Origin of the sequence: Cupriavidus necator N-1 (assembly GCF_000219215.1) — a bacterium.
GTDB lineage: Bacteria > Pseudomonadota > Gammaproteobacteria > Burkholderiales > Burkholderiaceae > Cupriavidus > Cupriavidus necator.
Genome location: NC_015726.1, coordinates 3,162,636 through 3,177,577, shown reverse-complemented (window position 1 = coordinate 3,177,577; position 14,942 = coordinate 3,162,636). Strand labels below are relative to the sequence as shown.

Sequence of the window (14,942 nt, the reverse complement as noted above, 5' to 3'; positions counted from 1 at the left end):
GTAGGGAAGGCCGGCTCAGGAGCCGGCAGGTCCGCCGGGCACTTCCGGCCGGTCGTTCTGGTATTCGGGCAGCTGGCTGCCGCAATGCTTGCAGTAGTCGGCGTCGGGTTCGTGGCCCTCGGTCAGGCAATGGGTGCAGGTGCGCGTGGTGAGCGGCCGCTTCAGGATGCTGGCGGCCAGCTCGGCGCCGACGATGCCGGTGGGGAAGGCGATGATGCCGTAGCCCAGCAGGATGGTCAGCGAGGTGATGAACTGCCCCAGCGGAGTCTTGGGCACCATGTCGCCGAAGCCCGTGGTGGTCAGCGTCACCACCGCCCAGTACATGCTGACCGGGATGCTGGTGAAACCGTGCTGCGGACCTTCCACCACGTACATCACCGTGCCCAGGATCACCGTGATGATGAACACCGTGCCCAGGAACACGAAGATCTTGCGCCGGCTGTTGACCAGCGCGCGGTACAGGATCTCGGCTTCCTCGAAGTACACGGTCAGCTTCAGGATCCGGAACACGCGCAGCAGCCGCAACAGGCGCACATCGATCAGGAAATGCAGCTCGGGCAGGAAGAAAGCCAGCCAGGTCGGCATGATCGAGACGAAGTCGATGATGCCGTAGAAACTGAACACATAGCGCCACGGCCGGCGCACCACCAGGATGCGCATCATGTACTCGGCCGTGAAGAACAGCGTGAACATCCATTCCAGCACGGTGAACAGCTGCCCGAGGCGGTTGTTCACCGCGGGCAGGCTGTCGAGCATCACCACCATCACGCTGGCGACAATGGCCAGCAGCAGCGCGACATCGAAGAGCCGGCCTTCGCGGGTATCGGCCTCGAAGATGATGGTGTACCAGCGCTGGCGCCAGCCGGTCTCGGGCTGGCCCAGGCGCTGGCGGATGAACGCTTCCTGCTGCTGGCGTCGGCGTGGGCTGGACATGGCGTGGCTCAGAAGCGCGGCAGTTCCGGGTGCGGCAGCAGGCCGCGCTTCACATGCATCTTGCCGTACTCCGCGCAGCGCGCCAGCGTGGGGATGGCCTTGTCCGGGTTGAGCAGCCGCGCCGGGTCGAAGGCGGCCTTGACGCCGAAGAAGGTGTCGCGCTCGGCGGGCGAGAACTGCACGCACATCGAGTTGAGCTTCTCCACGCCCACGCCGTGCTCGCCGGTGACGGTGCCGCCCAGCTCGACGCAGGTTTCCAGAATGTCGGCGCCGAACAGCTCGGCGCGGTGCCATTCGTCCTGATCCGAGCCATCGAACAGGATCAGCGGGTGCATATTGCCGTCGCCAGCATGGAACACGTTGATGCAGCGCAGGCCGTACTTGCGCTCCATCTCCTCGATGCGCTTGAGCAGCGTGCCGATGTGCTTGCGCGGGATGGTGCCGTCCATGCAGTAGTAGTCGGGCGAAATCCGGCCCGCGGCGGGGAAGGCGTTCTTGCGGCCGCTCCAGAAGCGCAGCCGCTCGGCCTCGTTCTGCGAGACCACGATGCGGGTGCAGCCCGAAGCCTTCAGCACTTCGCTCATGCGCTCGATTTCCTCGGCCACTTCTTCCGGGGTGCCGTCGGACTCGCACAGCAGGATGGCGGCGGCATCGAGGTCATAGCCCGCATGCACGAATTCCTCCACTGCCGCTGTGGCGGGCTTGTCCATCATCTCCAGTCCCGCCGGGATGATGCCCGCGGCGATCACGTCGGCCACGGCGTTGCCGCCTTTCTCGACATCGTCGAAGCAGGCCATGATCACCTGCGCCAGCTGCGGCTTGGGGATGAGGCGCACCGTGACCTCGGTGACCACGGCCAGCATGCCTTCGGAGCCGATCAGCACGGCCAGCAGGTCCAGGCCCGGCGAGTCGGGGGCCTCGGAGCCGAACACCACCACCTCGCCCTCCATCGTCACCGCGCGCACGCGCAGCACGTTGTGCACGGTCAGGCCGTACTTCAGGCAGTGCACGCCGCCGGAGTTCTCGCTGACGTTGCCGCCGATGGTGCAGGCGATCTGCGAGGACGGGTCCGGTGCGTAGTACAGGTTGTGGGGTGCGGCGGCGTCGGAGATCGCCAGGTTGCGCACGCCCGGCTGGACCACCGCGGTGCGCGAGTACGGATCGACCGACAGGATGCGCTTGAACTTGGCCAGCGACAGCACCAGGCCCTCGGCGATTGGCATGGCGCCGCCCGACAGGCTGGTGCCGGCGCCGCGCGGCACCACCGGCACGCCCAGCTTGTGGCACAAGCGCAGGATCGCGCAGACCTGTTCTTCAGTGTCGGGCAGGGCCACGGCCATCGGCACCTGGCGGTACGCGGCCAGGCCGTCGCATTCATAGGGGACGGTGTCTTCCGGCTTCCACAGCAGCGCGGCATCCGGCAGGATCTGCGCCAGGCCGGCCAGCAGCGCGCTGCGGCGGCCTTCGGCCGTGGCATGGGCGCCGTCGGGGGCGATGGTTTGGGCTTCGTGCGGGGCATTCATGAACGACTCCTCTGGGGCCTCCTGGATGGCGGCCGGTGCGCGGCCTGCCGGTCGCGGCAATGCAGGGCCTGCCGCGGGGACGGGTGACTATAGCGCAGGGCACCTGGCGCGGGCACCATGGGAGACGTGAATTCCGCATGGCAGGCCGATCAAAAATGCTCATCATGGCTGCGCGGGAAATCACGCCTGGCATGGGACGCAAGTCCAGCGTACACCGCGGCGCGGGTGCAGGGAAGGCGGCCCGTCCGGACTCAGCGTGCCGGCGGCTGCGGCAGGAAGCAGACCATATCGAGCTTGTCGTGGAAGTGCGGCGCGACGTACAGCGCATCCGGCTCCAGCCCCGTGCGCACGAAGCCGAGCGACTCATACAGCTGCACCGCGCCCGCGCTGCCGGCATTGACGCACAGCGTCACCTGGCGCACGCCCGGCATGGCGGCGGCCTGTTCCATGGCCCGCTCCATCAGCGCGCGGCCGAGCTTGCGGTCGCGCCAGCCCGGGGCCACGTACATGCCCCAGATAAAGGCCTTGTGCCGGTGCTTGGCGTTTTCCTCGCGCATCACCCCGACCACCCCGGCCAGCGCGGTGTCATCGGTGCCGTCAACGAAGGCGCCGAACACGGCCTTGCCCTCGGTCGCGGCCAGGCGCGCGGCGACGACTTCCAGCGGCCGGTCCTGTTCCTCCTCCAGGCTGGAAGCGAAGGCCTCCGGCGCTTCGGCCAGGCCTTGCAGCCGCAGCGCCTGGAAGGCGGCGGCATCGGCGGGGGTCAGCAAACGGATTTCCATGGGGTCGGTCTCCTACCAGTCCAGGCTCAGCAGCCAGTCGACGAAATAGCGCGCCTCGGGCTTGAGCGGAGCCTGTTCGCGCTCGACGATGTAGTAGCCGTGCGGCGAGACCGATTCCACATCCAGCAGCCGCACCATCTGCCCCAGCGACAGCCAGTGCCGCGCCATGCGCTGGCGCACCAGCGCCACGCCCTGGTTGGACGCGATCGCCTCCAGCATCAGGCCGATGTCATTGAACTGCGGCCCGGTCTGCGGCTCGGCCCAGTCCAGCCCGGCAGTCTCGAACCACGGCTTCCACGGCTCCAGCGGGCTGCGCAGCAGCACCAGGCCGTGCAGGTGCTCGGGCTTGGTGATGGCGCGGCCGTTGACGCGCTCGTAGTATTCGCGGCCGCACGCCGGGAACACCGGCTCGACCAGCAGCCGGGTGGTCTTCAGGTCGGGGTAGCGGCCGGTGCCGTAGCGGATCTCGACATCGGTGTCCTCGGCCTTGACGTCCAGGAATGGGATTGCCAGGTGCAGCTCGAGGTCGATATGCGGATACAGCGCGCCGAATTCAGGCAGGCGCGGCACCAGGTGCTGGCGCCCGAAGGTGGGCGGGATCGCCACCCGCAGCCGGGTGCGCAGCTTGTTGTACTCGGGCCGCGCCAGCTCGTTGAGCGACTTGAGCGCGTCCTGCACGTTGCGCAGGTAGCGCGTGCCGGCGGCGGTCAGCCGCAGCGCGGCGTTGGCGCGCACGAACAGGTCTTCGCCCCACAGCTCCTCGAGGTTCTTGATGCGGTGCGAGACCGCGCTGGGCGTGACCGACAGCTCTTCGGCCGCGCGCGCGAAGCTGCCCAGGCGCGCCGCGGCCTCGAAGGCGATCAGCAGGTGCAGCGGCGGGACGCGGTTGAACATGGGGGCCATCTGCCCGGTACGCCTTACTGCGTGCCCGCGCGCGTGGCGCTGAAGATCTTGCCCGGGTTCAGGATGTGGTTGGGGTCCAGCGCGTCCTTGATCGCGCGCATCAGGTCGAGCGCGTCCTCGCCGTGTTCTTCCACCAGGAAGCGCTGCTTGTGCAGGCCGACGCCGTGCTCGCCGGTGCAGGTGCCGCCCATCGCCAGCGCGCGTTCGACGATGCGCTGGTTGATGGCCTCGGCCTCGGCCATCTCTTCGGGCTTGCCGGGGTCGACCAGGATCGCCACGTGGAAGTTGCCGTCGCCGACATGGCCGACGATGGGGCAGGGCAGCGCCGAGGCGTTCAGGTCCTTCTCGGTCTCGGTAACGCAGTCGGCCAGGCGCGAGATCGGCACGCACACGTCGGTAGTCACCGACTTGCAGCCCGGCTTGAGCTGCAGCATGGCGAAGTACGCGGTATGGCGTGCGTTCCACAGCCGGCTGCGGTCCTCCGGGCGCGTGGCCCATTCGAAGCCCTGGCCGCCGTGCTCGGCGGTGATCTGCTGCACGGTCTCGGCCTGCTCACGCACGCCGGCCTCGGTGCCGTGGAATTCGAAGAACAGGTGGGGGGTCTCGGGCAGGGTCAGGTTGTCGTGGCGGTTGATGGCGCGGATCGCCAGCGCATCGACAAACTCCACGCGCGCCACCGGCACGCCCAGCTGGATGGTCTGGATCACGGCCTGCACCGCGCTGCCCATGCTGGGGAAGGCGCACACCGCGGCGGAGATCGCTTCCGGCTGCGGGTAGAGCCGCACCGTCACCTCGGTGATGATGCCGAGCGTGCCTTCGCTGCCGATAAAGAGCCGGGTCAGGTCATAGCCCGCCGCCGACTTGCGCGCCTGCGTGCCGGTGCGGACCACGCGGCCGTCGGCGGTCACCACCGTCAGCGCCAGCACGTTCTCGCGCATGGTGCCGTAGCGCACCGCGTTGGTCCCGGAGGCGCGCGTGGCGCACATGCCGCCCAGCGAGGCATCGGCGCCCGGGTCGATCGGGAAGAACAGGCCGGTGTCCTTGATTTCCTGGTTCAGCTGCTTGCGCGTGACGCCGGGCTGCACGGTCACGGTCAGGTCCTCGGGCTGCACCGCCAGCACGCGGTTCATCTGCGACAGGTCCAGGCTGATGCCGCCTGCCACGGCCAGCAGATGGCCTTCCAGCGATGAGCCGGCGCCGTACGGGATCAGTGGCACGCCATGCTGGTTGCACAGGCGCGCCACCTCGGCCACTTCCTCGGTGCTGTGGGCGAAGACCACGGCGTCGGGCACGGCCGGCGGGAACGGGGATTCGTCGCGGCCGTGGTGTTCGCACACGCCGGCGGAGGTGGTGAAGCGGTCGCCAAAGCGAGCCGCCAGGGCGTCGCTGAAGGCGGGCGGCAGCGGACGGCGGGCGAGCGTGGCGGGCGGCGTGGGGTGGTTCATGCGGGTCTCCGGCGGGTCGGCGCGACGTTGGTGCCGGCGGCGGCGCTCCGGAGCAAGCTCCGGTCTGGCCGGCAGGGGCGCGACCCGGTGATCGAATGGACGATGAATAAGGGCTACCGGCATTCTACGCCGCGCGGCGGCTCATGCACCCTGGCGGGGCGCCGCGGCGGTCGGTGGCCGGCTGGTACTGGCCGATAGCCGCACAGCCAGCGCCGGGACACAAGAGCTTCGCCCGCCGAGGCGGTCCGGCGCGATAATGCGTCTTTCCCCCTGGCGCCCCGCGTTGCAGGGCGGACCACGACTACCACACGCTTACGAGGAGACCGGCATGGGCAACCGCCTGTCCAAGATTGCCACCCGCACCGGCGACGCCGGCACCACCGGCCTGGGCGACGGCAGCCGCACCGGCAAGGACAGCCTGCGCATCGCCGCCATCGGCGACGTCGACGAACTCAACTGCCACGTCGGCGTGCTGCTGACCGAGGCCCTGCCGGACGACGTGCGCGCCGCGCTGCTGCATATTCAGCACGACCTGTTCGACCTGGGTGGCGAGCTGTCCATCCCGGGCTACACCCTGCTCAAGCCTGAGCAAGTGGCGCAGCTCGACACCTGGCTGGCCGACTACAACGCCAACCTGCCGCGGCTGGCCGAATTCATCCTGCCGGGCGGCAGCCGCGCCGCGGCGCAGGCCCATGTCTGCCGCACCGTGTGCCGCCGTGCCGAACGCGCGCTGGTGGCGCTGGGCGCGGCCGAGCCGCTGAACGAGGCCCCGCGCCAGTACCTGAACCGGCTGTCGGACCTGATGTTCGTGCTGGCGCGGGTGCTGAACCGGGCCGGGGGCGGTTCGGACGTGCTGTGGCAGCGCGACCGCGACGCGCCAGGAGGTATGGAATAAGCCACTTTCGGCGACCGCGCCGCGCCGCCGGCTTAACCTGCGGCGGCGGATGCCGTTGAAAGCGTGCATAAACCGAGAAAATTACTCGGATTTGCCGGTTATGCCCTTGAAAAGCCCCCGGACGGCCACATTTCGGCCTCAGGTTGAATTGCAGCCGCGCGGATAGCGCTGGCTCAAGAGGAGAGAATAATGGGTAAGATCATCGGTATCGACCTCGGTACCACCAATAGCTGCGTCGCGATCCTGGAAGGCAACACCCCCAAGGTCATCGAAAACTCGGAGGGTGCCCGCACCACCCCGTCGATCATCGCCTACATGGAAGACGGCGAAATCCTGGTCGGCGCGCCGGCCAAGCGCCAGGCCGTCACCAATCCGCGCAACACGCTGTACGCGGTCAAGCGCCTGATCGGCCGCAAGTTCGAAGAGAAGGAAGTCCAGAAGGACATCGGCCTGATGCCGTATTCCATCGTCAAGGCCGACAACGGCGACGCATGGGTGTCGGTGCGCGACCAGAAGCTGGCGCCGCCGCAGGTGTCCGCCGAAGTGCTGCGCAAGATGAAGAAGACGGCCGAGGACTACCTCGGCGAGCCGGTGACCGAAGCCGTGATCACCGTGCCGGCCTACTTCAACGACTCGCAGCGCCAGGCCACCAAGGACGCCGGCCGCATCGCCGGCCTGGACGTCAAGCGCATCATCAACGAGCCGACCGCGGCCGCGCTGGCGTTCGGCATGGACAAGAACGAGAAGGGCGACCGCAAGATTGCCGTGTATGACCTCGGCGGCGGCACCTTCGACATCTCGATCATCGAGATCGCGGACGTGGACGGCGAGAAGCAGTTCGAGGTGCTGTCGACCAACGGCGATACGTTCCTGGGCGGCGAAGACTTCGACCAGCGCATCATCGACTACATCATCAGCGAGTTCAAGAAGGACCAGGGCGTGGACCTGTCCAAGGACGTGCTCGCGCTGCAGCGCCTGAAGGAAGCCGCTGAAAAGGCCAAGATCGAACTGTCGAGCTCGCAGCAGACCGAGATCAACCTGCCGTACATCACGGCCGATGCCTCGGGTCCGAAGCACCTGAACCTGAAGATGACCCGCGCCAAGCTCGAATCCCTGGTGGAAGAGCTGATCACGCGCACCATCGAGCCGTGCCGCATCGCTATCAAGGATGCGGGCGTCAAGGTCAGCGACATCGACGACGTGATCCTGGTCGGCGGCATGACCCGCATGCCCAAGGTGCAGGAACAGGTCAAGGAGTTCTTCGGCAAGGAAGCGCGCAAGGACGTGAACCCGGATGAAGCCGTGGCCGTCGGTGCCGCGATCCAGGGCTCGGTGCTGTCGGGCGACCGTACCGACGTGCTGCTGCTGGACGTGACGCCGCTGTCGCTGGGTATTGAAACCCTGGGTGGCGTGATGACCAAGATGATCACCAAGAACACCACCATCCCGACCAAGCATGCGCAGGTGTTCTCGACCGCCGACGACAACCAGCCGGCGGTGACCATCAAGGTGTTCCAGGGCGAGCGTGAAATGGCCTCCGGCAACAAGCTGCTGGGCGAGTTCAACCTGGAAGGCATTCCGCCCGCAGCGCGTGGCACGCCGCAGATCGAAGTGTCGTTCGACATCGACGCCAACGGCATCCTGCACGTGGGCGCCAAGGACAAGGCAACCGGCAAGGAAAACCGGATCACCATCAAGGCGAACTCGGGCCTGTCGGAAGACGAGATCCAGCGCATGGTCAAGGACGCCGAGGCCAATGCCGAGGAAGACAAGAAGGCCCGTGAGCTGGCTGACGCCCGCAACCAGGCCGACGCGCTGATCCACTCGACCAAGAAGGCGCTCACCGAATACGGTGACAAGCTGGAAGGCGGCGAGAAGGAAAAGATCGAAGCCGCGATCAAGGAACTGGAAGACGCCGCTCGCGGCGGCGACAAGGCCGAGATCGACGCCAAGGTCAACGCGCTGTCCGAAGTCAGCCAGAAGCTGGGCGAGAAGGTCTACGCGGACATGCAGGCCAAGGCCGGCGAAGGTGCCGCGCCCGGTGCTGCCGGTGCCGGCGCGGCCGGTGGCCAGCAGGCGCAGCCGCAGGACGACAACGTTGTGGACGCCGAATTCAAGGAAGTCAACGACAAGAAGTAATCGGGACACGCGGGCGGCGGTGCAGGCACTGGCCGGCACCGCTCCCGCCCCGACGCCGGGCGCGGCCATCGGACCCAGCGGGAAACCGCCGTCGGATGCCTCGCTCGGCTTTTTTGCTATTCGCCGGTATCGCGCCGCATGCGCGTGCCGGCCAAAAGGGTTTGAGCCACCATGGCAAAACGTGACTATTACGAAGTGCTCGGGGTAGGCAAGAACGCGAGCGACGACGAGATCAAGAAGGCTTATCGCAAGCTCGCGATGAAGTACCACCCGGACCGCAATCCGGAGGGCAAGGACGGCAAGATCGCCGAGGAAAAATTCAAGGAGGTCAAAGAGGCCTACGAGATGCTTTCCGACCCGGAGAAGAAGGCAGCCTACGACCAGTACGGCCATGCCGGTGTGGATCCGAACATGGCGGGCGGCTTTGGCGGCGCGCAGGGCTACGGCGGTTTCGCCGAGGCCTTCGGCGATATCTTCGGCGACATCTTCGGCCAGCAGGCCGGTGGCCGCCGCGGTGGCGGCGGTCCGCAGGCCTATCGCGGCGCCGACCTGCGCTACAGCATGGAGATCTCGCTGGAGCAGGCCGCGCACGGCCACGAGGCGCAGATCCGCGTGCCGCACTGGGACGACTGCGACCACTGCCACGGCAATGGCGCGGAGCCGGGCTCGAGCGTGGAAACCTGCCCGACCTGCCACGGCGCCGGCCAGGTGCGCGTGTCGCAGGGCTTCTTCACCATGCAGCAGACCTGCCCGAAGTGCCACGGCAGCGGCAAGTTCATCCCCAAGCCCTGCACCAAGTGCCACGGCCAGGGCAAGCTGAAGTCGCAGAAGACGCTGGAAGTGAAGATCCCGGCCGGCATCGACGAAGGCATGCGCATCCGCTCATCGGGCAACGGCGAGCCGGGCATCAACGGCGGCCCCCCGGGCGACCTGTATGTGGAAGTCCACATCAAGGCGCACCCGATGTTCGAGCGCGACGGCGACGACCTGCACTGCCAGATGCCGATCTCCTTCGCCACCGCGGCGCTGGGCGGCGACCTGGAAGTGCCGACGCTGAGCGGCAAGGCCACCTTCCCGGTGCCTGAAGCCACCCAGTCGGGCAAGACCTTCCGCCTGCGCGGCAAGGGCATCAAGGGCGTGCGCTCGGGCTATCCGGGCGACCTCTATGTGCATGTGAACGTGGAGACGCCGGTCAAGCTGACCGAGGCGCAGAAGGATATGCTGCGCCAGTTCGACCGCTCGGTGCATGAGGGCGGCTCGCGCCACAGCCCGCAGGAGCAATCCTGGCTAGACAAGGTGAAGAGCTTCTTCAGCTGACCGGGTTTGCAGTATCGGACCGGCCACGTGCGAGCGTGGCCGGTTTTGTTTTTGGCGCGGCGCTCCGCGTCTGCGAACCGCTGGTTTGCTCCCCTCTCCCGCAAGCGGGCGAGGGGAGCACGCCGCCAGCAAGCGGAGAGGCCTTCGTCCTTCTCGACGACGCCACGGCCCCGGCGGCGCAAGCCGCATCACGCCTCTACACCGGCCTCATTCGCGAAGACGTGCTGCCCGCCGGCAGCGACATCGCGCAGCTCGACACCGTGCTTGCCGACGGCTGGCGCCAGGGCTGGCATGCCACCCTGTTTGCCCCCTACGAATTCGGCGGCGCACTGGTCGACGCCCCGGTGCATACCGGTAACGAGATGCCGTTCCACAACGGCGCGCTGCGCCTGCTGTGGTTCCGCAACCTGCGCCGGCTCGATGCCGCGGCGGTCACGGCGTGGCTGCAATCGAAAGCCGACCCCAAGCCAGCGGGCCTGATGGAGGTGGCCTCCGATACCTCCCGCGAGGTCTTCGACGACGCCATCGCCCGCATCCACCAGTGGATCGAAGCCGGCGACACCTACCAGGTCAACTATACCCAGCGCCTGCACTTCGATGCCTTTGGCGACCCGGTGGCGCTGTACGCCGCGCTGCGCGCCGCGCAGCCGGTGCCGTATGGCGTGCTGGCCAGCCTGCCGGATGGCGCCACGGTGCTGTCGCTGTCGCCCGAGCTGTTCGTGCGCCACGACGGCCAGGGCCACCTGCTGACCCGGCCGATGAAGGGCACCGCGCCGCGCTCGGGCGATGCCGTGCGCGATGCGCAGGCCGCCGCCGCGCTGGCCGCCGATGCCAAGAACCGCGCCGAGAATGTGATGATCGTCGACCTGCTGCGCAACGACCTGGGGCGCATCGCGCAGCCGGGCAGCGTGGCGGTGCCGGAGCGCTTTGCGGTGCAGCCGTTTGGTGCGGTGCTGCAGATGACCTCTACCGTCACCGCGACGGCGCGGTCCGGCACGCGCTTTGGCGCGCTGATGGCGGCGCTGTTCCCGTGCGGCTCCATCACTGGCGCGCCCAAGCGGCGCACCATGGAGATCATCGCCGAGCTGGAAGGCGCGCCGCGCGGGCTGTACACCGGCGCGATCGGCTGGATTGATGCGCCAACTGACGAAAGCACCGCGGGACCGTTCGCGCTGTCGGTGGCAATCCGCACGCTGGTACTGGCGCCTCTCGCGGACACCGGCCTGCGCGCGGGTGAAATGGGCGTGGGCGGCGGCATCGTCCATGACAGCGTCGCGGCGGAGGAATTCGATGAATGCGGCTGGAAGGCGCGTTTCCTGACGCGGCACGATCCCGGCTTGACGCTGTTCGAAACCATGCGCGTGCAGGACGGCGAGTGCCTTTACCTGGCGCGGCACCTTGCGCGCATTGGCGCTTCGGCGCATACGTTCGGCTTCGCTTTCGATGCCGATGCGGCACGCACCGCAGTGGCCGCGCAGGTAGCGCAGCTGGGCGCGGGGACATGGCGCCTGCGTATGAGCGTGGACAAGTGCGGCGCGCTCGCATTTGCCAGCGGCGCGGTGGCACCGATGCCGGCCGGTCCGGTCAGGATCGACATTGCCCCCGAGCCACTACCCGCCGCCGACCCGCTGCGCCGCCATAAGACCAGCGCGCGCGCAGTGTTCGATGCGGGCTGGCAGGCCGCCGAGCGTGCCGGCGGCTTTGACCGGCTGTTCTTCAACACGCGCGGTGAACTGCTGGAAGGCGGGCGCAGCTCGGTCTTCGTCCGCATCGATGGCCGCTGGCTGACGCCGCCGCTGTCGGCCGACATCCTGCCCGGCGTGATGCGCGCGGTGGTGCTGGACGAGGGTGGGGCGACGCTGGGCGCCCCCGGCGAAGCGGTGACGGAAGCCGTGATCACGCGCGCGATGCTCGCGCGCGCCGAGGCCATCGTCCTGGTCAACGCCTTGCGCGGCGCGATGGCGGCGACGCCGAGTCAGAAAGCCTGAAGACTAAGGGTGGTGCGTGTCCAGCACGCCGTCGCCCAGCTTCCAGCGCACCACGCCCGGCAGGTTGATCAGCTCGCGGTCGTGGCAGATCATCACCACGGTGCGGCCTTCGGCGGCCAGGTCGCCGACCAGCCCAATCACCTGCTCGCGCGCATGGCCGTCCAGGCTCGAGGTGGGCTCATCCAGCAGCAGCAGCTCCGGCTCCAGCACCTTGGCGCGTGCCAGTGCCACGCGCTGGATCTCTCCGCCGGACAGGTATTCGGGCGCGGTGTCCTGCAGGTGCGACACGCCGGCCCAGCCCAGCGCCTCACCAACGCGGCGGGCGATCTCGTCGCGCGGCATCCCGCGTGCATGCAGGCCGTAGGCAATGTTCTCGCGCACCGAGGTGCGGAACAGGTAAGGGTGCTGATGCAGGTAGGCGATGCGCTGGCGCAGCGCCGGCGGCAGCGGAGTGAGGGGGGCGTCGTGTGCCTGGCCCCGGGCGTCGGTCCACTGCGCGCTGGCGCCGGGTGCCGGCTCCAGCCCGGCCAGCATGCGCAGCAGCGTGGTCTTGCCGGCGCCGTTCATGCCGGTCAGCACGATCGCCGTGGCGCGCGGGATCACCAGCCTGTCGATGGCAAAGAGCTTGCGCAGGCCGATGGTGCGCGCCAGCCCGCGCACGGTCAGCAGCGGGCTGTGGTCATGGGCAACTGAGGGAGTCATCGGCGGAAGCCTCCGGCACCCTGCAGCCAGGCCATGCCGATATTGACCAGCAGCGCCAGCGCCACCAGCACGATGCCCAGCGCAATGCCCTCCGCGAACTCGCCCTTGCTGGTTTCCAGCGCAATGGCCGTGGTGATGGTGCGGGTGGAGCCTTCGATATTGCCGCCGATCATCAGCGCCGAGCCGACCTCGGCAATCACGCGCCCGAAGCCGGCGACCACCGCCGCCATCAACCCGAAGCGCAGCTCGCGGATCACGGTCAGGAAGGTGCGCCAGCGCCCTGCGCCCAGCACCCAGGCGGTCTCGCGCAGGCGCACGTCGGCGCCCTGCAGGGTTGACAGCGCAAACGCCAGCACCACCGGGAAGCCGATCACCGCCTGCCCCAGCACCATGCCCGCCGGCGTGAACAGCAGGTGCAGGCTGCCCAGCGGGCCCTGGCGCGTCAGCAGCAGGTAGAGGATCAGCCCGACCAGCACGGTCGGAAACGACAGGAAGGCCTGCGCCACCACCACCACTGCGCGCCGGCCCGGGAACTGCCGCGTGGCGATCAGCCAGGCGGCGGCGATCGCCGGCACCGTGGCCAGCGCCAGCCCCAGCACCGCCACCATCAGCGAGGTCCAGACGATGAACCACAGGCCGGCGTCGCCGCTGGCCAGCAGGCGGAAGGCGTCGGCGGTGGCGGTGCCGATCTCCACCGGGTCAGGCGGAGAAGGTGTGCTCGGCGGCGGGGAAGCTGCCGTCCTTGACGGCGGCCACGTAGGCGCGCACGGCTGCCTCGATCGAGGTCCGGCCGTCCATGAAGTTGCGCACGAACTTGGCCTTGCGCCCCGGGTAGATATTGAGCATGTCCTGTAGCACCAGCACCTGGCCGGTGCAGTCCGCGCCCGCGCCGATGCCGATGGTGGGTACCGTCAGCGATTGCGTGATCTCGCCGGCCAGCGCCGCGGGCACCGCCTCCATCAGCACCACCTGCGCGCCGGCGGCCTGCAGCGCCAGCGCGTCGCGCTTGAGCTGGGCCGCGCCGGCGTTGGTCTTGCCCTGCACCTTGAAGCCGCCCAGCGCGTGCACCGACTGCGGCGTCAGGCCGATATGCGCGCATACCGGGATGCTGCGCTCGACCAGGAACTTGACGATCGGCGCCAGCCAGTCGCCGCCCTCGAGCTTGACCATCTGCGCGCCGGCCTTCATCAGCGTGACCGCACTGGCAAACGCGGCCTCAGGCGTGGGATAGGTGCCGAACGGCAGGTCCGTCAGCAGCAGCGCGGTCTGGTTGCCGCGCGCCGCGCATTCGGTGTGGTAGGCCATCTGTTCCAGCGTGACCGGCAGCGTGGTCTGCTGGCCCTGCATCACATTGCCCAGCGAATCGCCGACCAGGATCATTTCCACGCCGCAGTAGTCGAGCAGCGCGGCGAAGCTGGAGTCGTACGCAGTCAGCATGGCGATTTTCTCGCCGGCGTCACGCATCGCCTGCAGTTTGGGAATCGTGATGGTCTTGCGGGAGGGATCGAGGAGGTAGCTCATGGCAGTGCCCATATAGGACGGCTTTGCCGGTGCCGGGAGGGCCGCCCGCACGGCAACGACAGCCGTCGTTATTGTGTTGGGTCTGGCAGGCGGAGCCTGTCAGGGCGCAGCGAGATTGAGAAAGGCCTTGCGGCCGCGCATGTTTTCGATGCGCGACAGTAGTGTACGGAAATCGTCATCATTGTCCACCGGATTGAAGTGGGCGGTGTCGACGACCAGCACCGGGGCGTCGTCGTACCGGTGGAACAATTCGCCGTAGGCGCCGGCCAGGCGCTGCAGATAGTGTTCGTCGATGCCGGCCTCGCCAGGCTCGCCGCGGCGCACGATGCGCTCGCGCAAGAGCGACGGGGCGGCCTGCAGCACGATCACCAGGTCGGCGCGCTGCGGCGGCAGGTCAAGGCGTGCGGCGATGGCGTCGTAGAGCGCCAGTTCGTCGTCGGACAGCGTCAGCGCCGCGTGCAGCCGATCCTTGGCCATCAGGAAATTGGTGACCATGCGCTGGCCGGCCAGCACCCCCGCCTGCCATTGCTGCAGCTGCACCGCGCGCTGGGTCAGGCACCACAGCTGCAGCGCCAGCGCATGGCGCGCGGGATCGCGGTAGAAGGGTTCGAGGAAGGGGCTGCGGCGCGCGCTGTCGGGCAGTTCCTGGGCCTGCAGCGTGCGCGCCAGGCGCTGGGCCAGCGAGGTCTTGCCGGATCCGACGGGGCCTTCGACGACGATGCGGCGCAGGTGATCGAGCATGGCGCTCCGGGCTTCAGTGGGGTGGATGGCAGCGCCGCGGGCGCCGCCGGGCG

Annotated in this window: 13 protein-coding genes; 4 read left to right on the top strand and 9 right to left on the bottom strand. The window is 68.4% G+C overall.

Annotated elements, in window-relative coordinates; translation table 11 throughout:
• Positions 1 to 15: 15 nt before the first annotated feature.
• From CNE_RS14885 to CNE_RS14865, 5 genes are all read right to left on the bottom strand, one after another.
• A complete protein-coding gene (locus CNE_RS14885; protein WP_013957924.1) occupies positions 16 to 933 on the bottom strand; it encodes an ion transporter in 918 nt (305 codons plus the stop codon).
• 8 nt (positions 934 to 941) lie between these two features.
• A complete protein-coding gene (locus CNE_RS14880; protein WP_013957923.1) occupies positions 942 to 2,456 on the bottom strand; it encodes an FAD-linked oxidase C-terminal domain-containing protein in 1,515 nt (504 codons plus the stop codon).
• A 251-nt stretch (positions 2,457 to 2,707) separates the two neighbouring features.
• Positions 2,708 to 3,238 (bottom strand): GNAT family N-acetyltransferase, encoded by a 531-nt coding sequence (locus tag CNE_RS14875; protein ID WP_013957922.1) that lies wholly within the window; start codon positions 3,236 to 3,238, stop codon positions 2,708 to 2,710.
• 12 nt (positions 3,239 to 3,250) lie between these two features.
• A complete protein-coding gene (locus tag CNE_RS14870; RefSeq protein ID WP_041228115.1) occupies positions 3,251 to 4,141 on the bottom strand; it encodes a LysR substrate-binding domain-containing protein in 891 nt (296 codons plus the stop codon).
• A gap of 14 nt (positions 4,142 to 4,155) precedes the next feature.
• Complete coding sequence (locus tag CNE_RS14865; RefSeq protein WP_041228114.1) at positions 4,156 to 5,586, bottom strand: FAD-binding oxidoreductase; 1,431 nt, start codon at positions 5,584 to 5,586, stop codon at positions 4,156 to 4,158.
• A 328-nt stretch (positions 5,587 to 5,914) separates the two neighbouring features.
• On the opposite strand from CNE_RS14865, the gene CNE_RS14860 reads away from it, so the two are divergent.
• From CNE_RS14860 to CNE_RS14845, 4 genes are all read left to right on the top strand, one after another.
• Positions 5,915 to 6,481 carry a cob(I)yrinic acid a,c-diamide adenosyltransferase gene (locus CNE_RS14860; RefSeq protein WP_041228113.1) on the top strand — a complete coding sequence of 189 codons (567 nt, stop codon included), beginning with the start codon at positions 5,915 to 5,917 and terminating at the stop codon, positions 6,479 to 6,481.
• Between the two features lie 189 nt (positions 6,482 to 6,670).
• The gene (gene dnaK, locus CNE_RS14855) at positions 6,671 to 8,620 is read left to right on the top strand and encodes a molecular chaperone DnaK (protein ID WP_013957918.1); all 1,950 of its coding nucleotides are present in this window, start codon (positions 6,671 to 6,673) and stop codon (positions 8,618 to 8,620) included.
• Positions 8,621 to 8,791: 171 nt separating this feature from the next.
• Positions 8,792 to 9,937, top strand: a complete 1,146-nt coding sequence (gene dnaJ / locus CNE_RS14850; RefSeq protein ID WP_013957917.1) for a molecular chaperone DnaJ — start codon at positions 8,792 to 8,794, stop codon at positions 9,935 to 9,937.
• A gap of 35 nt (positions 9,938 to 9,972) precedes the next feature.
• Positions 9,973 to 11,925 carry a chorismate-binding protein gene (locus CNE_RS14845; RefSeq protein ID WP_013957916.1) on the top strand — a complete coding sequence of 651 codons (1,953 nt, stop codon included), beginning with the start codon at positions 9,973 to 9,975 and terminating at the stop codon, positions 11,923 to 11,925.
• Between the two features lie 3 nt (positions 11,926 to 11,928).
• Here CNE_RS14845 and CNE_RS14840 read toward each other — a convergent pair whose 3' ends face one another.
• The 4 genes from CNE_RS14840 to CNE_RS14825 all read right to left on the bottom strand — a co-directional run bounded on the left by CNE_RS14840 (position 11,929) and on the right by CNE_RS14825 (position 14,889).
• The gene (locus CNE_RS14840) at positions 11,929 to 12,627 is read right to left on the bottom strand and encodes an ATP-binding cassette domain-containing protein (protein ID WP_013957915.1); all 699 of its coding nucleotides are present in this window, start codon (positions 12,625 to 12,627) and stop codon (positions 11,929 to 11,931) included.
• Positions 12,624 to 13,322 carry an ABC transporter permease gene (locus CNE_RS14835; protein WP_013957914.1) on the bottom strand — a complete coding sequence of 233 codons (699 nt, stop codon included), beginning with the start codon at positions 13,320 to 13,322 and terminating at the stop codon, positions 12,624 to 12,626. The genes CNE_RS14840 and CNE_RS14835 overlap by 4 nt, the downstream gene beginning before the upstream one ends.
• Before the next feature lie 4 nt (positions 13,323 to 13,326).
• The gene (gene panB, locus CNE_RS14830) at positions 13,327 to 14,148 is read right to left on the bottom strand and encodes a 3-methyl-2-oxobutanoate hydroxymethyltransferase (protein ID WP_041228460.1); all 822 of its coding nucleotides are present in this window, start codon (positions 14,146 to 14,148) and stop codon (positions 13,327 to 13,329) included.
• Between the two features lie 99 nt (positions 14,149 to 14,247).
• Positions 14,248 to 14,889, bottom strand: a complete 642-nt coding sequence (locus tag CNE_RS14825; RefSeq protein WP_013957912.1) for a deoxynucleoside kinase — start codon at positions 14,887 to 14,889, stop codon at positions 14,248 to 14,250.
• Positions 14,890 to 14,942 lie beyond the last annotated feature (53 nt).